Below are 15,195 nucleotides of genomic sequence, written 5' to 3' on the forward strand. Positions count from 1 at the left end.
CTCAGCATGCTCACCCGCTTCGTGGAACTCACCGGACTCACCTCCGCCCAGCACATGGACGGAGGCGCGAGTGCGTGGTGCACGGTGGGATTCCGGTCCCGGGGCGAGGTCGGCTCGGCCCGTTTGCGCAGCAGCTGGCTGACTGGCTCCAGCAGCAAGGAGAGCAGCCTGGTGCTGGGCCGTTCCGGTGTCGAGGTCTGGATCGACCATACGGCCATGGCCGGATTCGCCTGCCGGGAAGGCGAGTTGCTGGCTTCCTTCGGTAACGACGGCCGGACCGCACGGAAGGTCGCCCACTACCGCCCGCTCTACGCCAACCTGTTCTCCGACCGGCCCGATCCGGTACTCGGGTTCGACGCGGCGGCGACGATCACCGCGATCCATCACATGGTGCCGCGAGAGCGATAGCCGCCGATCGGGGTCGATCCGTGGCCTGTCCGATGCTGACGATTTGCTGACCGTGGATGGTCCTCCAGGCTTCCGAGCCGGGAAGAGCCGACACGCGCTTGGTATGTGGTGGAACTTCATCGGCCGCTCGACGGAGGACATCGCCCAGGCCCGCACGGACTGGATGACGGGCACCCGCTTCGGCGAGGTCCACGGCTACGCCGGTTACCGCCTGCCCGCCCCGGACCTGCCCGCGATGCCGCTGAAGCCGCGCGGGCGGGTGCGCTGACCTGGGGAAACATGCCACCGGACTGGCCGCGCTCCCGCCGGCGGCTGGCCGCCCTGCGAGTGGGCTTCGCCATTGCGTCGTAGTTTCGTCCCAGTGGTCGACCTCGCGCTCTCCCTGGCGGGGGTCGGGGTCGCCAGCCGCCTCGCCCAGGGAGAGGGGAAGGTCATCGGCCTCACCGGGTGCGCTGAGGTCATCCACCGATCGCCCCGTCCTCGCTCTCGCCCCGCCGGCACCACCCCACCCACGCCGGTGTTCAGTCATGCAACAGCCGGCTCTCGCTGGTGCTTCCGGCATGGTGATGGTTCCATCAATTCGACGTCGTCAATGACCATTAGACGGTACGTCAGGTCGACTCGCTCCTGGATGAAGGGATGCGCGGCCGGCCCCTTTCCTACTGGAGACAAGACAAGGAACACTATGAATCGCATCGCTCGTTCGCTGGCTGTGGCTGCCACCGCCGGCTCCCTGACTCTGTTGGCCGCCCCCGCCTCGCTGGCGGCGGCCTCGAGCACGACTACCACGCCCTGCGCCACCTACACCGCCTCCAACAGCTACGGCTACGGCCAGATCTCGGTCTGCCCGCAGGGTGGCACCAACTACCGGATCAGCGGCTACATCTCGACCAACATGCCGGACGGCGGGATCTTCGGCCCGAACTGCGCCGGCTGGTACCTGCGGTCGGGTTCGACGTACCTCGGGCTGGGGACGACCGTTTGCGCACAGCCGAACGTTGCCACGTCCACACGCAACTTCGACTACAGCACCACGCTGTCGGCCACGCCGGACAGTGCCGGGATTCAGCCGGTCGACCTGTGACCCCTGCTGACAGGGGAGCCGTCACGGAACTGTCCAACTGCAGCAAGTAGGCAGCCGGACACCGGTCGGCTCATCACCGTTCCAACGGAGCTGCCCCTGCCTGGCAGGCAGGGGCAGCTCCGCTCTGCCACGCGTGCCCTCCGGAGCTGACGCAACGTCGGTGGCGGGGGACCGTGGTTCCCTGGCGCGACCGAGCCTTCTGCCGGGGATCACCGGGTAGCTGTTGCCCAGGGCGACCCGCGGCCGGCCGCGGGACTCCTGAGCTGCAGCGACCACCTGGGTCCGCCACGTGTCGCCCCGCGCCGGGCCCCGGTCAGGCGAGACGGGCGAGCAGGACGCGATGCATCGGGGTGTCGAGCAGCCTGACCCGGCGCAGGCCCGCATCGGCCAGCCACTGGTCGTAGTCCTGGACACTGAACGAGTCGCCGCCGCCGGTGGCCAGCATGGAGGCGGCGAAGAGGCGGAAGAATCGATTCTGGATGGAGCCTGCACCGGCATCCTCGTCGAGGATGTGGTCGACGATGGCGACCACGCCGCCCTCGGAGAGGGACTTGGCCGACTTCAGCAGCAGTTCCCTGGCGGAGTCGGGTGTCTGCAAATGGAAGATGTTCACGAACAACGCCAGATCGACACCGACGCCCCAATCGTGGTTCCAGAAATCGCAGACCACCGGCTCGAAGCGGTCCGTGACGCCGAGGCGAGCGGCCTGCTCTGTGGCGATAGGGATGATCTGCTCGGCGTCCAGGCCTCGGCCGCGCAGCTCGGGAAACTCTTCCAGCAGGAGGTGGCTGTAGATCCCGGTGCCGCAGCCGACGTCGAGCAGGATCGAGGAGTCGCCGTCCGTCCAGCCGAACTCGCGTAGCGTGTCGGCCACCGTGGCCGTGATCGGTGGAGCCCAGAAGTTGATACCGCGCACCAGCGAGGTGTAGTCGCTCTCGGAGATCTGGTTGAGCTGCTCGGCGCCGTTCTCGCCCCGCGCGCCAGTGCGCACCGCGTCGGCCAGGTTGCGCCAGGCGTTCCAGGCCACAGCGCGGTCGTGGCTGATCTTGCCGGCCAGACTGTAGAGGCTGTCGGGCGAGAACACCCGGTGCAGCTCGGTGGGCAGTGTGTAGACGACCTGGCCGTTTTCGCCGCGGCTCCGCGCGAGGATGTCGTAGGCGTGGAGTCCGTCGAGTAGGACCCGAGTCGCCCGAAGGTCAGTGTTGAGCAGGTTTGCCAGCTCGGCCGCAGTGGACGGGGCCGTGGTCAGCGCTTCGAACACTCCTAGGTCCTGGGCGGCTTCGATGACTCCGGTGGACCAAATGCCGATCAGGTGCTCGTACAGCCGGTGCGTGGCGCGTATCTCGTCAGCGTGGGAAGAGATCAGCTGGTGGTCGACCAGCGAGATGGAATGACGCGAGGCATTGATAGCGGGAAGCGGCATGGCGAAATATCCCTGTGACTCGGAAAGATGTTGGGCCGATCGGCCAATGATGACGAGTTGAGCCGCGAACGGGGCGTGTGAGGCGAGCGTAGCCGCCACCAGGTGACGCCGTCTCGATCTGGAGGCTCGTGATGAGGAAGGCCAGGTCGTGTGGTTCCGGCGAGAGCGGGTCGGGAGCGAGATCACCCGAGATCGCGATGGCCTTTCGGCGGCGCTCAACTGAGGCGAGGATGCAGTTGAACGCGCCGGTCGTCCGATCTGGCCTTCGGCGCCGGAGTGTTGCTCGGCAACGCCTTTCCTGGGTATCCGGATGAGCGGCATGACCCGCTGAGGCACCGCGGATCCGGACGTGGGGCTGTCTGGGTTGACCGTGGCGGAACGCGTGGCCGTGGATCATATCGATCCGACGTGTTGTCAGACAACCTCCGGGTGATGAGCATTGATCGACAGAGCCCCTGCGGGTCATAGTGCTGCCGGACGGCGTCGTGCACGGTGGGAGGCGGATTCCTCCGCATCGGAACCTCGAAGTTCTCGCTTCTGCTGTCCGCTCCGCGCTCCGGGTGTGCGGGCAGGTGAAGCCGGCATGTGCGCGGCTGGACCGGTCCTGTGCGCCGGGGCGTCCATCAGGCAGACGGGAAAGGGACACGCGGATGGCTGATGGGCTGACGCATGAACGGCGCCTCTGCCTTCTCCATCCCCTTTAGGAGGACTCTCTGTGGCTGTGCGAGACATAGCGTACGTCGAGTTGTATACGATCGATAAGAGCTCTTCTGTCGATTACTTCGTCTCATCCTTCGGCTTCACGCGGGTGGCGGACGCGGTGACGGCCGACCGGAGTTCGGTACTGCTCCGGCAGGGCGGGGTGGACCTGCTGGTCACCTCCGGGCGGGGGATCTGGAAGTTCCTGGACGAGCACGGGGAGGGAATCGCCGACATCGCGCTGACCTGTGACGATGTCAGTGGAACCTGCAGGACGGCGGAGGCAGCCGGTGGCAGCATCGTCGGCTCCACGGGTGGCAACCCGGTGCTGTCGGGCTTCGGCGGCGTGTCCCATACGCTCCTTCCCGCTGCCGACGGTCCCGGGTCGACCTTCCCCGGCGGCCATAACTGGATCGCCACCTCAGGGGAGCCGATCCGGCCGACCGGCCGGCTCCGGTTGCTGGACCATGTTGCGATCTGCCTCGAGGGGAACACCCTGGCGGAATTCGCCGACTACTACGAGGACGGCTTCGGGCTCTCCCGCTACTTTTCCGAATACGTTGGAGTCGGCGACCAGGCGATGGACTCGATCGTCGTCCGGAGCGCGTCGGGGGGCGCTACCTTCACGCTCGTCGCGCCGGATCCGGAAAAGGGATCCGGACAACTCGACGCGTTCCTGGAAAGGAACGGCGGCCCGGGAGTTCAGCATCTCGCATTCCTCGTCGACGACATCGTTCCCTCGGTCCATGAGTTCCGGGACCGCGGTGTGGAGTTCCTGAGGACCCCGGGCACGTACTACGACATGCTCGCCGAGCGCTCCATCGGAGTGCAGGAGGAGATCGCGGCGCTGCGGGCCACCGGTGTGCTGGCCGACCGCGACGAATGGGGATACCTGCTGCAACTGTTCAGCCGCTCGCCGTACGAGCGCAACACGCTCTTCTTCGAGCTCATTCAGCGCCGGGGGTCCCGGGGATTCGGTAGTTCCAACATTCGGGCCCTCTACGAAGCGGTAGAGCGCGACCGGCTCGCTGCCGAATGAACGGCGAGGGTTCCGTTACCGCGGCGGTGAACGCCCTCACGCTGGCCGAAATCGCCCGCCTGGCCCGGGAGCGCATGGATGCTGCTGTGTGGGACTTCCTGGAGGGGGGCGCGGGTGAGGAGTGGACGCTCAGGGCGAATACGGAGACGTTCGACCGGGTGCGACTGCTGCCGAGGGTACTGGCCGGAATCGGCCGATCGGAGACCGGGGCCCGGATTCTGGACCGCAACTGGGTGGCGCCGGTCGCCATCGCGCCGATGGCCTATCACACCCTGGCCGATCCGATGGGCGAGGTCGCCACGGCTCGGGCCGCGGGAACCGCCGGCATCCCGCTCATCGTGAGCACGTTCGCGGGCCGAACCTTCGAGGACATCGCCGCGGCAGCCATCTCCCCGCTCTGGCTCCAGGTGTACTGCTTCCGTGACCGCTCGACGACTCGGCGGCTCATCGAGCGGGCCGAGCGGGCCGGCTTCGAGGCGCTGGTGCTCACCGTGGACGCCCCGCACCTCGGCCGCCGGCTCCGGGACCTGCGCAACGACTTCCGGCTGCCGCAGGGCATCGAGCCGGCCAACCTCACCAGCACCGGCTTCTCCTCCCCGAGCGGCCACGCGCAAGCCGAGTTCGATCCCGCCCTCGACTGGTCGGTGCTCGAGTGGCTGCGGTCGGTGAGCTCGCTTCCCGTGCTGCTCAAGGGAGTTCTCAGCGTTGCCGATGCGCGGCTGGCGGTCGCGGCGGGGGCGGACGGCATCGTCGTGTCGAACCACGGCGGCCGGCAGTTGGACGGTGTCCCGGCGACGCTGGAGGTGCTGCCCGAGATCGCTTCGGCGGTCGCGGGCGACTGCGCCGTCCTCCTGGACGGCGGGATCCGCCGTGGCCGGGACGTCCTGGCCGCGCTCGCGCTCGGCGCCGACGCGGTGCTGTTGGGGCGTCCGATCCTGCACGGACTGGCCGCAGGCCGCCAGGCTGGCGCGGAGCGGGTGCTGGATCTGATCATCGCCGAGCTGGCGGATGCGATGACGCTCACCGGCACCCGAACCGTCGCGGACGCCGGACCGGACCTGATCCGGGAGGCAGCAATCGCAGTCTGACGGAACGGTACCTGCGCAAACGGGTCCGGCCGTCGCTCGGAACCGAGCGACGGCCGGACCCCGTTCACGTTCAGATCAGGCGCAGCCGGACCCGCCAGAAGCTGAGCGCGGCCAGCACACCGGCGAGCACGAGGAAGAGGAGCGTCTCTGTCCACTGCAGCGTCCAGTAGTGGCTCGCGGGCTGGAAGGTCGCGTTGACGTGGAGGTTCTTCTTCTCCAGACAGGCCCCGAGCGCGTGCGAGTTGGCCGCCGAGTCCAGGCAGTCCTGGAGCTGGGAGATGGGGACCGCCTGGCCGGACGAGTCCAGGAACGCGCTGGTGTCGGTGACCCAGCCGCCGGGGACCTTGTAGCCCCACAGGTGCACGTTGTCGGTGGTGTTGATGCCGTTGACGTGCGTCATCACCTGTTCGTTGATCGCCACGACGCTGTGCGAGGCCGGCACCAGGTTCTCCCGGACGACCGTCGGCATGAGGACCTGGACCCCGGCGAAGACGACCAGGGTCACGGCCATCGCGGGCACGGTGCGGCGGATGAAGATCCCGACGCACGTCCCCAGGACGAAGGCGAACGCGGCGTAGCCCAGCGGCGTGATGTTGCGGGCGACGAACAACGTAGGCGAGAACCGGTCCGCCGAGATCTGGTCGATCGGGCTGACGCTCCAGGTCGCCAGCAGGGTGAGCAGTCCGGTCACGGCAACGCTGAGCAGCCCGATCACCAGGAGCTTGACCGCCAGCCAGCGTCCGCGGGTCACGCTCTGGTTCCACACCAGCCGATGGGTGCCCGCCTCCAGCTCGCGGGTCACCAGCGGCGCGCCCCAGAAAATCCCGATGACGCCGGGAACGGCGATCAGCAGGCCGTTGAGCAGGGTGAGTTGGAGGTCGTAGCGACTCGTGAGGTCGGCGGTGGCGGAACCGCAGGTGCCATGGGACTGGCACCCCGCGACGCCGGAGTCGTAGGCGCTGCGGATCTGCAGGCCGAGGACCACCAGGTAGATCGCGATCAGGCCTACGGCGATGAGCGCCGCCAGCGCCTGAGCGCGGAACTGGCGCCAAGTCAACCAGATCACAGCTGGACCCCCGTGTTCTCTGCTGCGTTGTACTGACCGGTGCCGAACTCCGCCCGGTTCATGTAGGCGAGGACCAGGTCCTCCAAGCCCAGGGTCTCCGCGGTCCAGTTGAGGCTGGCCAGCGGGCCGGTCATCCGGACGATCAAGTTGCTCTGCCGGGAGCTGTGTTCGGCCTGAATGACCTCCACCGCCGGGGGCAGCTCGGCGCCCCGGGCACCGGTCAGCCGGCAGTGGCCGGCCAGCAGGTCGTCGACGTCCCCGGCCAGCTGGACCCGGGAGGCGACCACCAGGACCAGGTAGTCGCAGACCCGCTCCAGGTCGCCGAGAAGGTGTGAGGAGAGCATCACGCTCGAACCGAGTTCGGCGACCAGCTCCATCAGGTTCTGCATGAACCCGCGTCGGGCCAGGGGGTCCAGGGCGGCGACCGGCTCGTCGAAGATCACCAGCTCGGGCCGCTTGGCGGCCGCGATGGTCAGGGCGAGCTGGGCGCGCTGGCCGCCGGACAGCCGACCCGCCTTCTGGGTGAGGTCCAGGCCGATCTGCTTGATCCGCCGCTCCGCCATCGCGGCGTCCCAACTCGGGTTGAGGCGCGCGCCCAGGCGCAGGTGGTCGGCGACGGTCAACCCCGCGTACACGGGCGTGTCCTGGGCGACGAATCCGACCTTGGCCAGCTGCGACGCACTCGTGCCGGGACGCGTCCCGAGCACCCGGATCGTGCCCGAGGTTGGCTGCAGCAGCCCGCTGGTCAGCCCCATCAAGGTCGACTTGCCAGCTCCGTTGGGGCCGACCAGGCCGATGACCCGTCCCTCCGGGATGCTCAGATTGACGTCAGTCAGGGCGTGGTGGCGGCCGTACCGCATCCCCAGTCCCTCGGCTTCCAATACGGGGCTCATCTCTTCCCCTCTGTTGCTCTTGGTGTGACACGTGGTCATGGACAGAATCCGGCGTTGTCGCCTTGTCCCGGCGGGTCCAGGCGAGCCGGTGCCATCCATCGCCGTCCGACTGATTCATCTAGGACCCTAGTACAATAGAAGCCTAGGTGTGATGAGCCGTCAAGCGCCCCACGTCAAGCGGGTGGGTGCGGCTGAGTGCACAGGCCGAAACGCACCAGGGGCGGTGCGCGGGATCGCGCACCGCCCCTGGTCGGCGGATGTCCCGGCTGTCGACAGGGCCGACCTGTCGTGCCGAGCGGATTCTGAGATGCGGCAGTGTGCCTTGGAGTGAGTTCCCGTCAGTGCTTGTCGAGGAACTCGATGACCGCCGCATTGACCTCGCCGGGACGTTCCAGGTTTCCGAGGTGTCCGCAGTCCTGGATCTCCACGTAATCGCAGTCCGGGATGGAGCCGGCCACCTCAAGGGCCAGATGCGGCGGGGTGATCAGGTCATCGGCGAAGGCGATCACCCGGCAGGGCGCGGTGATCCTTCGCAGCGCCTCGCGGCGATCGGTGCCGGTGTCGATCCAGGCCTGTCCGCCACTGCCGCCGCCGGACAGTTCGAACAGCTCCAGCCAGCTGGACATGGCGGTGTCATTGCTCAACGTTGCCGGCGAGAGCATTTCGAGCACCTGTTTGGCGGCGTTGTAGGCGGGAGGCAGCCGGATGCCGGCCTCCAGCAACGCGAGGTCCGCCCGCGCCTGGGCACGCCGGGTGGCGTCCGACCTCGAGCGGGTGGCCAGCAGGACCGCGCACCGGACCAGGTGAGGGTGGTGGACGGCCAACTCCTGGGCGATCAACGACCCCAGGGACGTTCCGACGATGCGGACCGGACCGAGGTCCAGCGCCTCGATCAGGCCCTTGGTGTCGGCGACCAGATCGGCGAGCGCGTACTTGCCGGGAGGTGCGTCGGAGGGACTGATGCCCCGGTTGTCGAACGTGATCGTCTGGTACCCCGCCCGGTTCAGCGCGGGTGTCTGATGCATGGTCCAGACCCGGCCGGACGCGCCTGAACCCATGATGAGGAGGACGCTCTCCCCGTGGCCGGTGCGCTGGTAGGCGAGCCGGATGCCGTTGCTGTCCACAAAGGGCATGCTGCGGATGTCTCCTCGGTCATCGTGCGATCCGGTACCGGTGCCGCCACCCCGGTTCGGGCCGCGGCGAGGCGACGTGGCGTTCACCGGGCTCCGGCCGCACGGCACCGGATTCGACGGGGCCTGCGAGCGGGGTGATGTGTTCAACGAACTGTGTTGACGCGGCGGTTCACGACCGGCTACGCGGTTGAATCGGACACCGCTCCGGTGGTCGTCAGGGCGAGAATAGTCACCCGCGGCTGCTCCTGGCAGCCTTTCCAGGACGCGACCGGATCGGCCCGACAGCGGGCCGCGCCGGTTGAACGGTGTTGACAGGCAGCCGCCGTGCCGGAGGCCGCGGACTGCGGATCGACCGGTGGTCCCGAGTGCCCCCGACCGCGTTCAAGTGCGGCGGAGGCACGGTTGAACAAGCTCGTGACCAGCGCGGGACGGCGCTTGTTCGGCACTTCCCGAGCGGCAGCGGAGCACGGCCGAACGCTCTTGATCAGCTCTGCGGGGCTGCCGCATAGTGGTCAGCGACGGAGCGAGGCGCCTCCAGGAAAGAGGAGCGCCGGAGTGCGGACGAAGGGCCGCGGGCCCGATTCAGCGCACTTGTTCAGCCGGCTCGGCGATTTCGACGCGCCACGCGCAGAAATGCCGCCAGCCGAAGTCGGGCCAGCCGGAGGCATCGCCGGTCGACGACCCGCAATCGACGTTTTCGGAAAGCTACTCGAGAGGGATGGCAAGGTGACCAATCCGTTCGACGACCCGGACGCCAACTACCTGGTACTGGTCAACGACGAGGGGCAGTACTCGCTCTGGCCGGTCTTCGTTGACGTGCCCGCGGGCTGGGAGAAGGTCTTCGGCGAGGCCGGACGTCAGGACTGCCTGGACTACATCGAAAAGTCCTGGACCGACATGCGGCCCAAGAGCCTCATCGAGGCCATGCAGAACTAGGCCTTCGGGCTGATCCCGCCGGGATTCGGCCCGACAACGGAACGGCACGGCGCACCGCGCCGCGTCCGAAGGCGCCGGCGAGGCCGGCGCCTTTCAAGCGCCGACCCTGCCGACCGGGCGGATGGCAATGGGCGCCACGCGGCGAAGTCTGCGCGCCACAGCCGCGCGGCGACGCGGCGACGCACACAGCGAATTAGAACGAGATATTCGGCCTTCATTGAGGAATGCTGGGCAGCAATAAGGCATGCCTCGATGGCAGTTGGCCCCTGCTGGTCCAGTCGGTGATTCGAACGATTGGGGTGGGCAGGCATGGCCGCAGCATTCAACGGTGAGTCCCGGGAGCTGATGTCGGGTCAGCTGGGTATCTGGTACGCCCAGCAGTTCGCGCCTGACAACCCGTCGTACAACGTCAGTGAATACCTCGAGATCACCGGCGAGCTGGACCTCGTCCTGTTCGGTGCAGCGGTGCGGCGCGCCATTGATGAGGCCGAGACGCTGCGACTGCGGTTCCGGACCGAGGACCGGGAGCCGCGGCAGTACGTCGACGACTCCGGCGACTACCCGTTCGCGATCGTCGACCTGACCGCCGAGGCGGATCCGCGGGCGGCGGCCGAGGAGCGGATGCGGACCGAGCTGACGCACCCGATGGACCTGGAAGCCGGACCGACGGCGTTCTACACGTTGTTCAAGCTGGCCGATGACCGAGCCATCTGGTACATGCGAGCCCACCACCTGGCGCTCGACGGGCACAGCACCTGGGTGGTCGCCAACCGGGTGGCCGAGGTCTACACCGCGCTGACCGAGGGCCGTTCGTTCGAGGCCGGGGCGCTGCAGCCGCTGTCCGTGCTGCTCGACGCCGACCGGACCTATCGGGCGTCGGCGGAGTTCGAGGCGGACCGGGAGTTCTGGCTCAAGACGCTGTCGGGCCTGCCGGACGGGGCGGTGGCGCGTGGCGGTTACCGGACCCGTCGGCTGGCGCCGGCGCCGGTGCGGCTCACCGAGGACATCGCGCCCGAAGCGGCTGCGAACGTCAAGGCGGCCGCCGGGCGCTACGACACCGACCTGGCCCGGTTCGTGATCGCGGCCGCGGCGCTCTACCAGCACCGACTGACCGGCGAGCGGGACGTGGTCGTCGGCGTCCCGGTCCGCGGTCGCGGACGGAGCGAGCAAGAACTGGCGACCCCCGGCAACACCTCCAACGTGGTGCCGGTGCGGGTCACCTTCGAGCCCGGCACCACCGCCGCGGAACTGGTGCGTCAGACCGCGCAGACCCTCCGGGAGGCGTTGCGGCACCAGCGGTACCGGCACGAGGACATGCTGCGCGACCTTCGGATGGTCGACGGTGGCAACCTGTTCGGCCTGGTCGTGAACGTGATGCCGTTCGACTACTCGCGGCCGATGGGCGACTGCACCGCCTTCGCGCGGAACCTCTCCTCGGGCCTCATCGACGACGTGCGGATCGACGTCTACGACCGGCTGGCCGGGCAGGGCATCCAGATCGACGTGGACGTCAACCCCGATCTGCACGACCCCGCGTCCGGCAAGGACATCTCCCGGCGCTTCCTGCAGATGCTGGACTGGCTCACCGAGGCGGCCCCGAACGAGCTGGTCAGCCGGGCCGAACTGCTGGAGCCGGTCGAGCGCCACCGCGTGCTGGTGGAGTGGAACGACACCGCGGTCGAGGTGCCGGCGGTGACGGTGCCGGAGCTGTTCGCCGCACGGGTGGCGGGCACGCCGGACGCCGTCGCGGTGGTCGGCAACGGTGTCGAGCTGACCTATCGCGCACTGGACGAGCGGGCGAACAGGCTGGCGCACTACCTGGCGGACCGCGGTGTGGGCGCGGAGTCGGTGGTCGCGGTCTGCATGGAGCGCGGTGCCGACCTGGTGGTGTCGCTGCTGGCGGTGCTGAAGGCGGGCGGGGCGTACCTGCCGATCGACCCGCAGGCGCCAGCCGAGCGGATCGCGTTCATGCTGGCCGACAGCCGGGCGGTCGCGCTGGTGGGCTCCGAGGAGGTGCTCGAGGAGCTGCCGGTCCGACGGATGCTGACCGTGGCCGTCGACGCCCCGCTGGTGCGGACGGCGCTGGCGACGGCCCCGGCGACGGCCCCTCGGGTGGCAGCGCGGCCGGCCGGTCTGGCGTACGTGATCTACACCTCCGGCTCGACCGGCGTGCCGAAGGGCGTGGCGCTGGCGCACATGGGTGCGGTCAACCTGATGACGGTCCACGCTGAGCGGTTCGGCATCGGCGCGGGCAGCCGGGTGCTGCAGTTCGCGTCGATCGGGTTCGACGCGGCGACCTGGGAGCTGATGGTCGCGCTGTGCTCGGGCGCCGCCCTGGTGGTGGGCTCGGCGGACGAGCTGCTGCCGGGCACCGGGCTGGCCCAGCTGGTGGCGCGGCACGGGGTGACGCACACGGTGCTGCCGCCCGCGGTGCTGAGCGTCATCACGCCGGCGGACCTGGCCACAGTGACCACGCTGATCTCGGCGGGCGAGGCGCTGGGCGCCGATCTGGTCGAACGGTTCGCGCCGGGGCGGGAGTTCGTGAACGCCTACGGGCCGACCGAGACCACGGTCTGCGCGACCGTGACCGACGCGCTGGTGGCGGGCGAGGACCCGTCGATCGGCCGACCTAACCCGAACATGCGGGTATACGTGCTCGACGAGTACCTGTCCCCGGTGGCGCCGGGCGTGGTCGGTGAGTTGTATGTGGCAGGTGCGGGTCTGGCGCGCGGCTACCTGGGGCGCGCCGGGCTGACCGCTGAGCGGTTCGTGGCGGACCCGTTCACGGATGGGCGCATGTACCGCACCGGCGACCAGGTGAAGTGGACCGAGGACGGCCGGCTGGTGTTCGCCGGTCGTGCGGACGACCAGGTGAAGGTGCGCGGCTTCCGGATCGAGCCGGGCGAGGTCCAGGCGGTGATCGCCGGGCACCCGGCGGTGGCCCAGGCCGCGGTGATCGCCCGCGAGGACGTGCCGGGCGACATCCGGCTGGTGGCGTACGTCGTCGCCGAGGACGAGGGCGCGGATGTCGCCGCCCTGCCGGAGTCGGTGCGGGCGTTCGTCGGTGGGCGGCTGCCGGAGTACATGGTGCCGTCGGCCGTGGTGGTGCTGGACGCGCTGCCGGTGACCATCAACGGCAAGATCGACCGCCGCGCGCTCCCCGCCCCGGAGTACACCGCTGGTGTCGGCCGGGCGGCCGCCACCGCCGAGGAGAAGGCCCTGTGCGAGGCGTTCGCCGAGGTGCTGGGCCTGGAGAGCGTGGGCGTCGAGGACAGCTTCTTCGACCTGGGCGGTCACTCGCTGCTCGCGACCCGACTGGTGAGCCGGGTGCGCGCCATGCTCGACGTCGAGATCGAGATCTCCGACGTCTTCGAGGCGCCGACGGTCGCCGGCCTCGCCGCCCGCCTCAGCGGAGCCGACCAGGCCCGGACGGCGCTGGTGGCTGCCGAGCGTCCGGAGCGGATTCCGCTGTCGTTCGCGCAGCGCCGGCTGTGGTTCCTGGGCCAGCTCGAGGGACGCACCACGACCTACAACGCACCGATCGTGCTGCGCCTTTCGGGCGGCCTGGACCGCCAGGCGCTGGGTGCGGCGCTGCGGGATGTCCTGGGCCGGCACGAGGCGCTGCGCACGTTCTTCCCGGCGGCCGATGGCGAGCCGTACCAGCAGATCGTGAGTATGGACGAGCTGGCCTGGGACATGGACGTGATCGAGGTCGACGCGCCCGAGGGGGTGTACGAGCGGATCCAGCGGCTGGGCGACCTGGGCGATGGCGCGCTGCCAGAGCAGGCGGACGGCTCCGCGGAGCTGGCTGCCGCTGTGGTCCGGGCGGCCGGGTATGCGTTTGATCTGATGGTTGAGGTGCCGGTGCGGGCGACGCTGTTCGCGGCGGGTCCGGCCGAGCACGTGCTGGTGCTGTTGGTGCACCACATCGCGGGTGACGGTTGGTCGATGGGCCCGCTGTCCCGGGACATCTCGGTGGCGTACGCGGCGCGTTGCGAGGGTCGGGCGCCGGAGTGGGGTCTGCTGCCGGTGCAGTATGCGGACTACGCGCTGTGGCAGCGTGAGTTGTTGGGTTCGGACGAGGACGCGGCGAGCTTGCAGTCGCGTCAGGTGGCGTACTGGCGTGAGGCGTTGGCGGGTTCGCCGGAGGAGTTGGGGCTGCCGTTCGACCGTCCGCGTCCGGTGGTGGCGAGTCACCGTGGGCACAGTGCTCCGCTGGAGGTGTCGGCGGAGGTGCACGCGCGGCTGCTGGAGGTGGCGCGGGCCGAGGGTGTGACGCCGTTCATGGTGCTTCAGGCCGCCCTCGCGGTGCTGCTGTCGCGTCTGGGGGCGGGGACCGACATTCCGATCGGGTCGGCGATCGCGGGTCGTACCGATGAGGCGTTGGATGATCTGGTGGGTTGCTTCGTCAACACGCTGGTGGTGCGCACGGACCTGTCCGGTGATCCGTCGTTCCGCGAGGTGCTGGGCCGGGTGCGTGAGGCGGGTCTGGGGGCGTTCGCGCACCAGGACGTGCCGTTCGAGCGCCTGGTGGAGGAGCTGGCGCCGTCGCGCTCGCTGGCCCGCCACCCGCTGTTCCAGATCGTCCTCACCATGGAGGACGGTGTCGGGGCGCTGCTGGAGCTGTCGGGTGTGGCGGTGGAGCGGCTCATGACTGCGCGTCCGGCGGCGAAGTTCGACCTGGATGTGCTGGTTGGTGAGGTGTTCGATGCTGAGGGTCGGCCGGCGGGGCTTCGTGGTGCGGTGACGGCTGCGGCGGATCTGTTCGATGCGGGTTCGGCTGAGCTGATCGCGAGCCGGTTGGGTCGGGTGCTGGCGCTGGTGCTGGCGGATCCGTCGGTTGTGGTTGGTGCGGTGGATGTGCTGACCGTGGATGAGCGGCAGCGGGTGCTGGTGGAGTGGAACGACACCGATCGGGTGGTGGTGTTCGCGCCGGTTCACGAGTCGTTCGCTGCGCAGGTCGCACGTACGCCGGATGCGGTGGCGGTGGTCGCGGACGGTGTCGAGGTGTCGTTCCGTGAGCTGGAGGAGAAGGCGAACCGGCTGGCGAACTACCTGGTGGCGCAGGGTGTTGGCGCGGAGTCGGTGGTGGGTCTGGCGTTGCCGCGTGGTGTGGAGATGATCGCGGCGATCCTGGCGGTGTGGAAGGCGGGTGCCGGGTATCTTCCGGTGGATCCGGCGATGCCGGCGGACCGGATGACGTTCGTGCTGCGTGACAGTCGTGCGGTGATGCTTCTCACCGATGAGGAGACGCTGGGTGACATGCCGGCCGGCAAGGTCCGGCTGGTCACGTTGGATGGTGGGCTGATGTCGGCTCACTTGGCGATGGCCGCGACGACGGCGCCTGAGGTGTCGGTGCGGTCGGGTGCGTTGGCGTATGTGATCTATACGTCGGGTTCGACCGGTACGCCGAAGGGTGTGGCGGT

Annotated in this window: 10 protein-coding genes and 1 pseudogene; 7 read left to right on the forward strand and 4 right to left on the reverse strand. The window is 69.1% G+C overall.

Features of this window, described 5'->3' with window-relative positions; translation table 11 throughout:
• The 3 genes and pseudogenes from ACZ3TI_RS39660 to ACZ3TI_RS39670 all read left to right on the forward strand — a co-directional run.
• Positions 1-408, forward strand: a 408-nt coding sequence (locus tag ACZ3TI_RS39660; protein WP_465735287.1) for a hypothetical protein, incomplete at its 5' end; no start/stop codon positions are given.
• Between the two features lie 16 nt (positions 409-424).
• Positions 425-676: pseudogene (locus ACZ3TI_RS39665) on the forward strand (pirin family protein); the annotation flags it as partial.
• A 417-nt stretch (positions 677-1,093) separates the two neighbouring features.
• Complete coding sequence (locus ACZ3TI_RS39670) at positions 1,094-1,492, forward strand: hypothetical protein (protein WP_465735270.1); 399 nt, start codon at positions 1,094-1,096, stop codon at positions 1,490-1,492.
• Between the two features lie 313 nt (positions 1,493-1,805).
• Here ACZ3TI_RS39670 and ACZ3TI_RS39675 read toward each other — a convergent pair whose 3' ends face one another.
• Positions 1,806-2,915: a class I SAM-dependent methyltransferase gene (locus ACZ3TI_RS39675; protein ID WP_465735272.1), complete on the reverse strand. Its 1,110-nt coding sequence runs from the start codon at positions 2,913-2,915 to the stop codon at positions 1,806-1,808.
• Between the two features lie 721 nt (positions 2,916-3,636).
• Between ACZ3TI_RS39675 and hppD the strand changes: the two genes are divergently transcribed.
• Together hppD and ACZ3TI_RS39685 are read left to right on the forward strand one after the other, a co-directional pair.
• A complete protein-coding gene (gene hppD / locus ACZ3TI_RS39680; RefSeq protein WP_465735285.1) occupies positions 3,637-4,653 on the forward strand; it encodes a 4-hydroxyphenylpyruvate dioxygenase in 1,017 nt (338 codons plus the stop codon).
• A gap of 74 nt (positions 4,654-4,727) precedes the next feature.
• Positions 4,728-5,741 carry an alpha-hydroxy acid oxidase gene (locus ACZ3TI_RS39685; protein ID WP_465735274.1) on the forward strand — a complete coding sequence of 338 codons (1,014 nt, stop codon included), beginning with the start codon at positions 4,728-4,730 and terminating at the stop codon, positions 5,739-5,741.
• A gap of 70 nt (positions 5,742-5,811) precedes the next feature.
• Here ACZ3TI_RS39685 and ACZ3TI_RS39690 read toward each other — a convergent pair whose 3' ends face one another.
• From ACZ3TI_RS39690 to ACZ3TI_RS39700, 3 genes are all read right to left on the reverse strand, one after another.
• A complete protein-coding gene (locus tag ACZ3TI_RS39690) occupies positions 5,812-6,807 on the reverse strand; it encodes an ABC transporter permease subunit (RefSeq protein WP_465735276.1) in 996 nt (331 codons plus the stop codon).
• Positions 6,804-7,700, reverse strand: coding sequence for an ABC transporter ATP-binding protein (locus ACZ3TI_RS39695; protein ID WP_465735278.1), 897 nt, complete (start codon positions 7,698-7,700; stop codon positions 6,804-6,806). Before ACZ3TI_RS39695 ends, ACZ3TI_RS39690 begins: the two co-directional genes overlap by 4 nt.
• A 338-nt stretch (positions 7,701-8,038) precedes the next feature.
• On the reverse strand, positions 8,039-8,833 hold the full coding sequence (locus tag ACZ3TI_RS39700) for an alpha/beta fold hydrolase (protein ID WP_465735280.1): 795 nt from the start codon (positions 8,831-8,833) through the stop codon (positions 8,039-8,041).
• Between the two features lie 726 nt (positions 8,834-9,559).
• On the opposite strand from ACZ3TI_RS39700, the gene ACZ3TI_RS39705 reads away from it, so the two are divergent.
• Entirely contained in the window at positions 9,560-9,769 is a 210-nt protein-coding gene (locus ACZ3TI_RS39705) for an MbtH family protein (protein ID WP_360357043.1), read from the forward strand.
• Positions 9,770-10,078: 309 nt separating this feature from the next.
• Positions 10,079-15,195 (forward strand): amino acid adenylation domain-containing protein (locus ACZ3TI_RS39710; RefSeq protein ID WP_465735283.1); only part of this gene is annotated, 5,117 nt, incomplete at its 3' end.

Source organism: Kitasatospora sp. NPDC023120 (genome assembly GCF_055560835.1).

Coding starts and splice junctions, on each gene's coding strand:
- ACZ3TI_RS39670 (WP_465735270.1), top strand. CDS start 1,094: ATGAATCGCATCGCTCGTTCGCTGGCTGTGGCTGCCACCGCCGGCTCC.
- ACZ3TI_RS39675 (WP_465735272.1), bottom strand. CDS start 2,915: ATGCCGCTTCCCGCTATCAATGCCTCGCGTCATTCCATCTCGCTGGTC.
- ACZ3TI_RS39685 (WP_465735274.1), top strand. CDS start 4,728: ATGGATGCTGCTGTGTGGGACTTCCTGGAGGGGGGCGCGGGTGAGGAG.
- ACZ3TI_RS39695 (WP_465735278.1), bottom strand. CDS start 7,700: ATGAGCCCCGTATTGGAAGCCGAGGGACTGGGGATGCGGTACGGCCGC.
- ACZ3TI_RS39700 (WP_465735280.1), bottom strand. CDS start 8,833: ATGCCCTTTGTGGACAGCAACGGCATCCGGCTCGCCTACCAGCGCACC.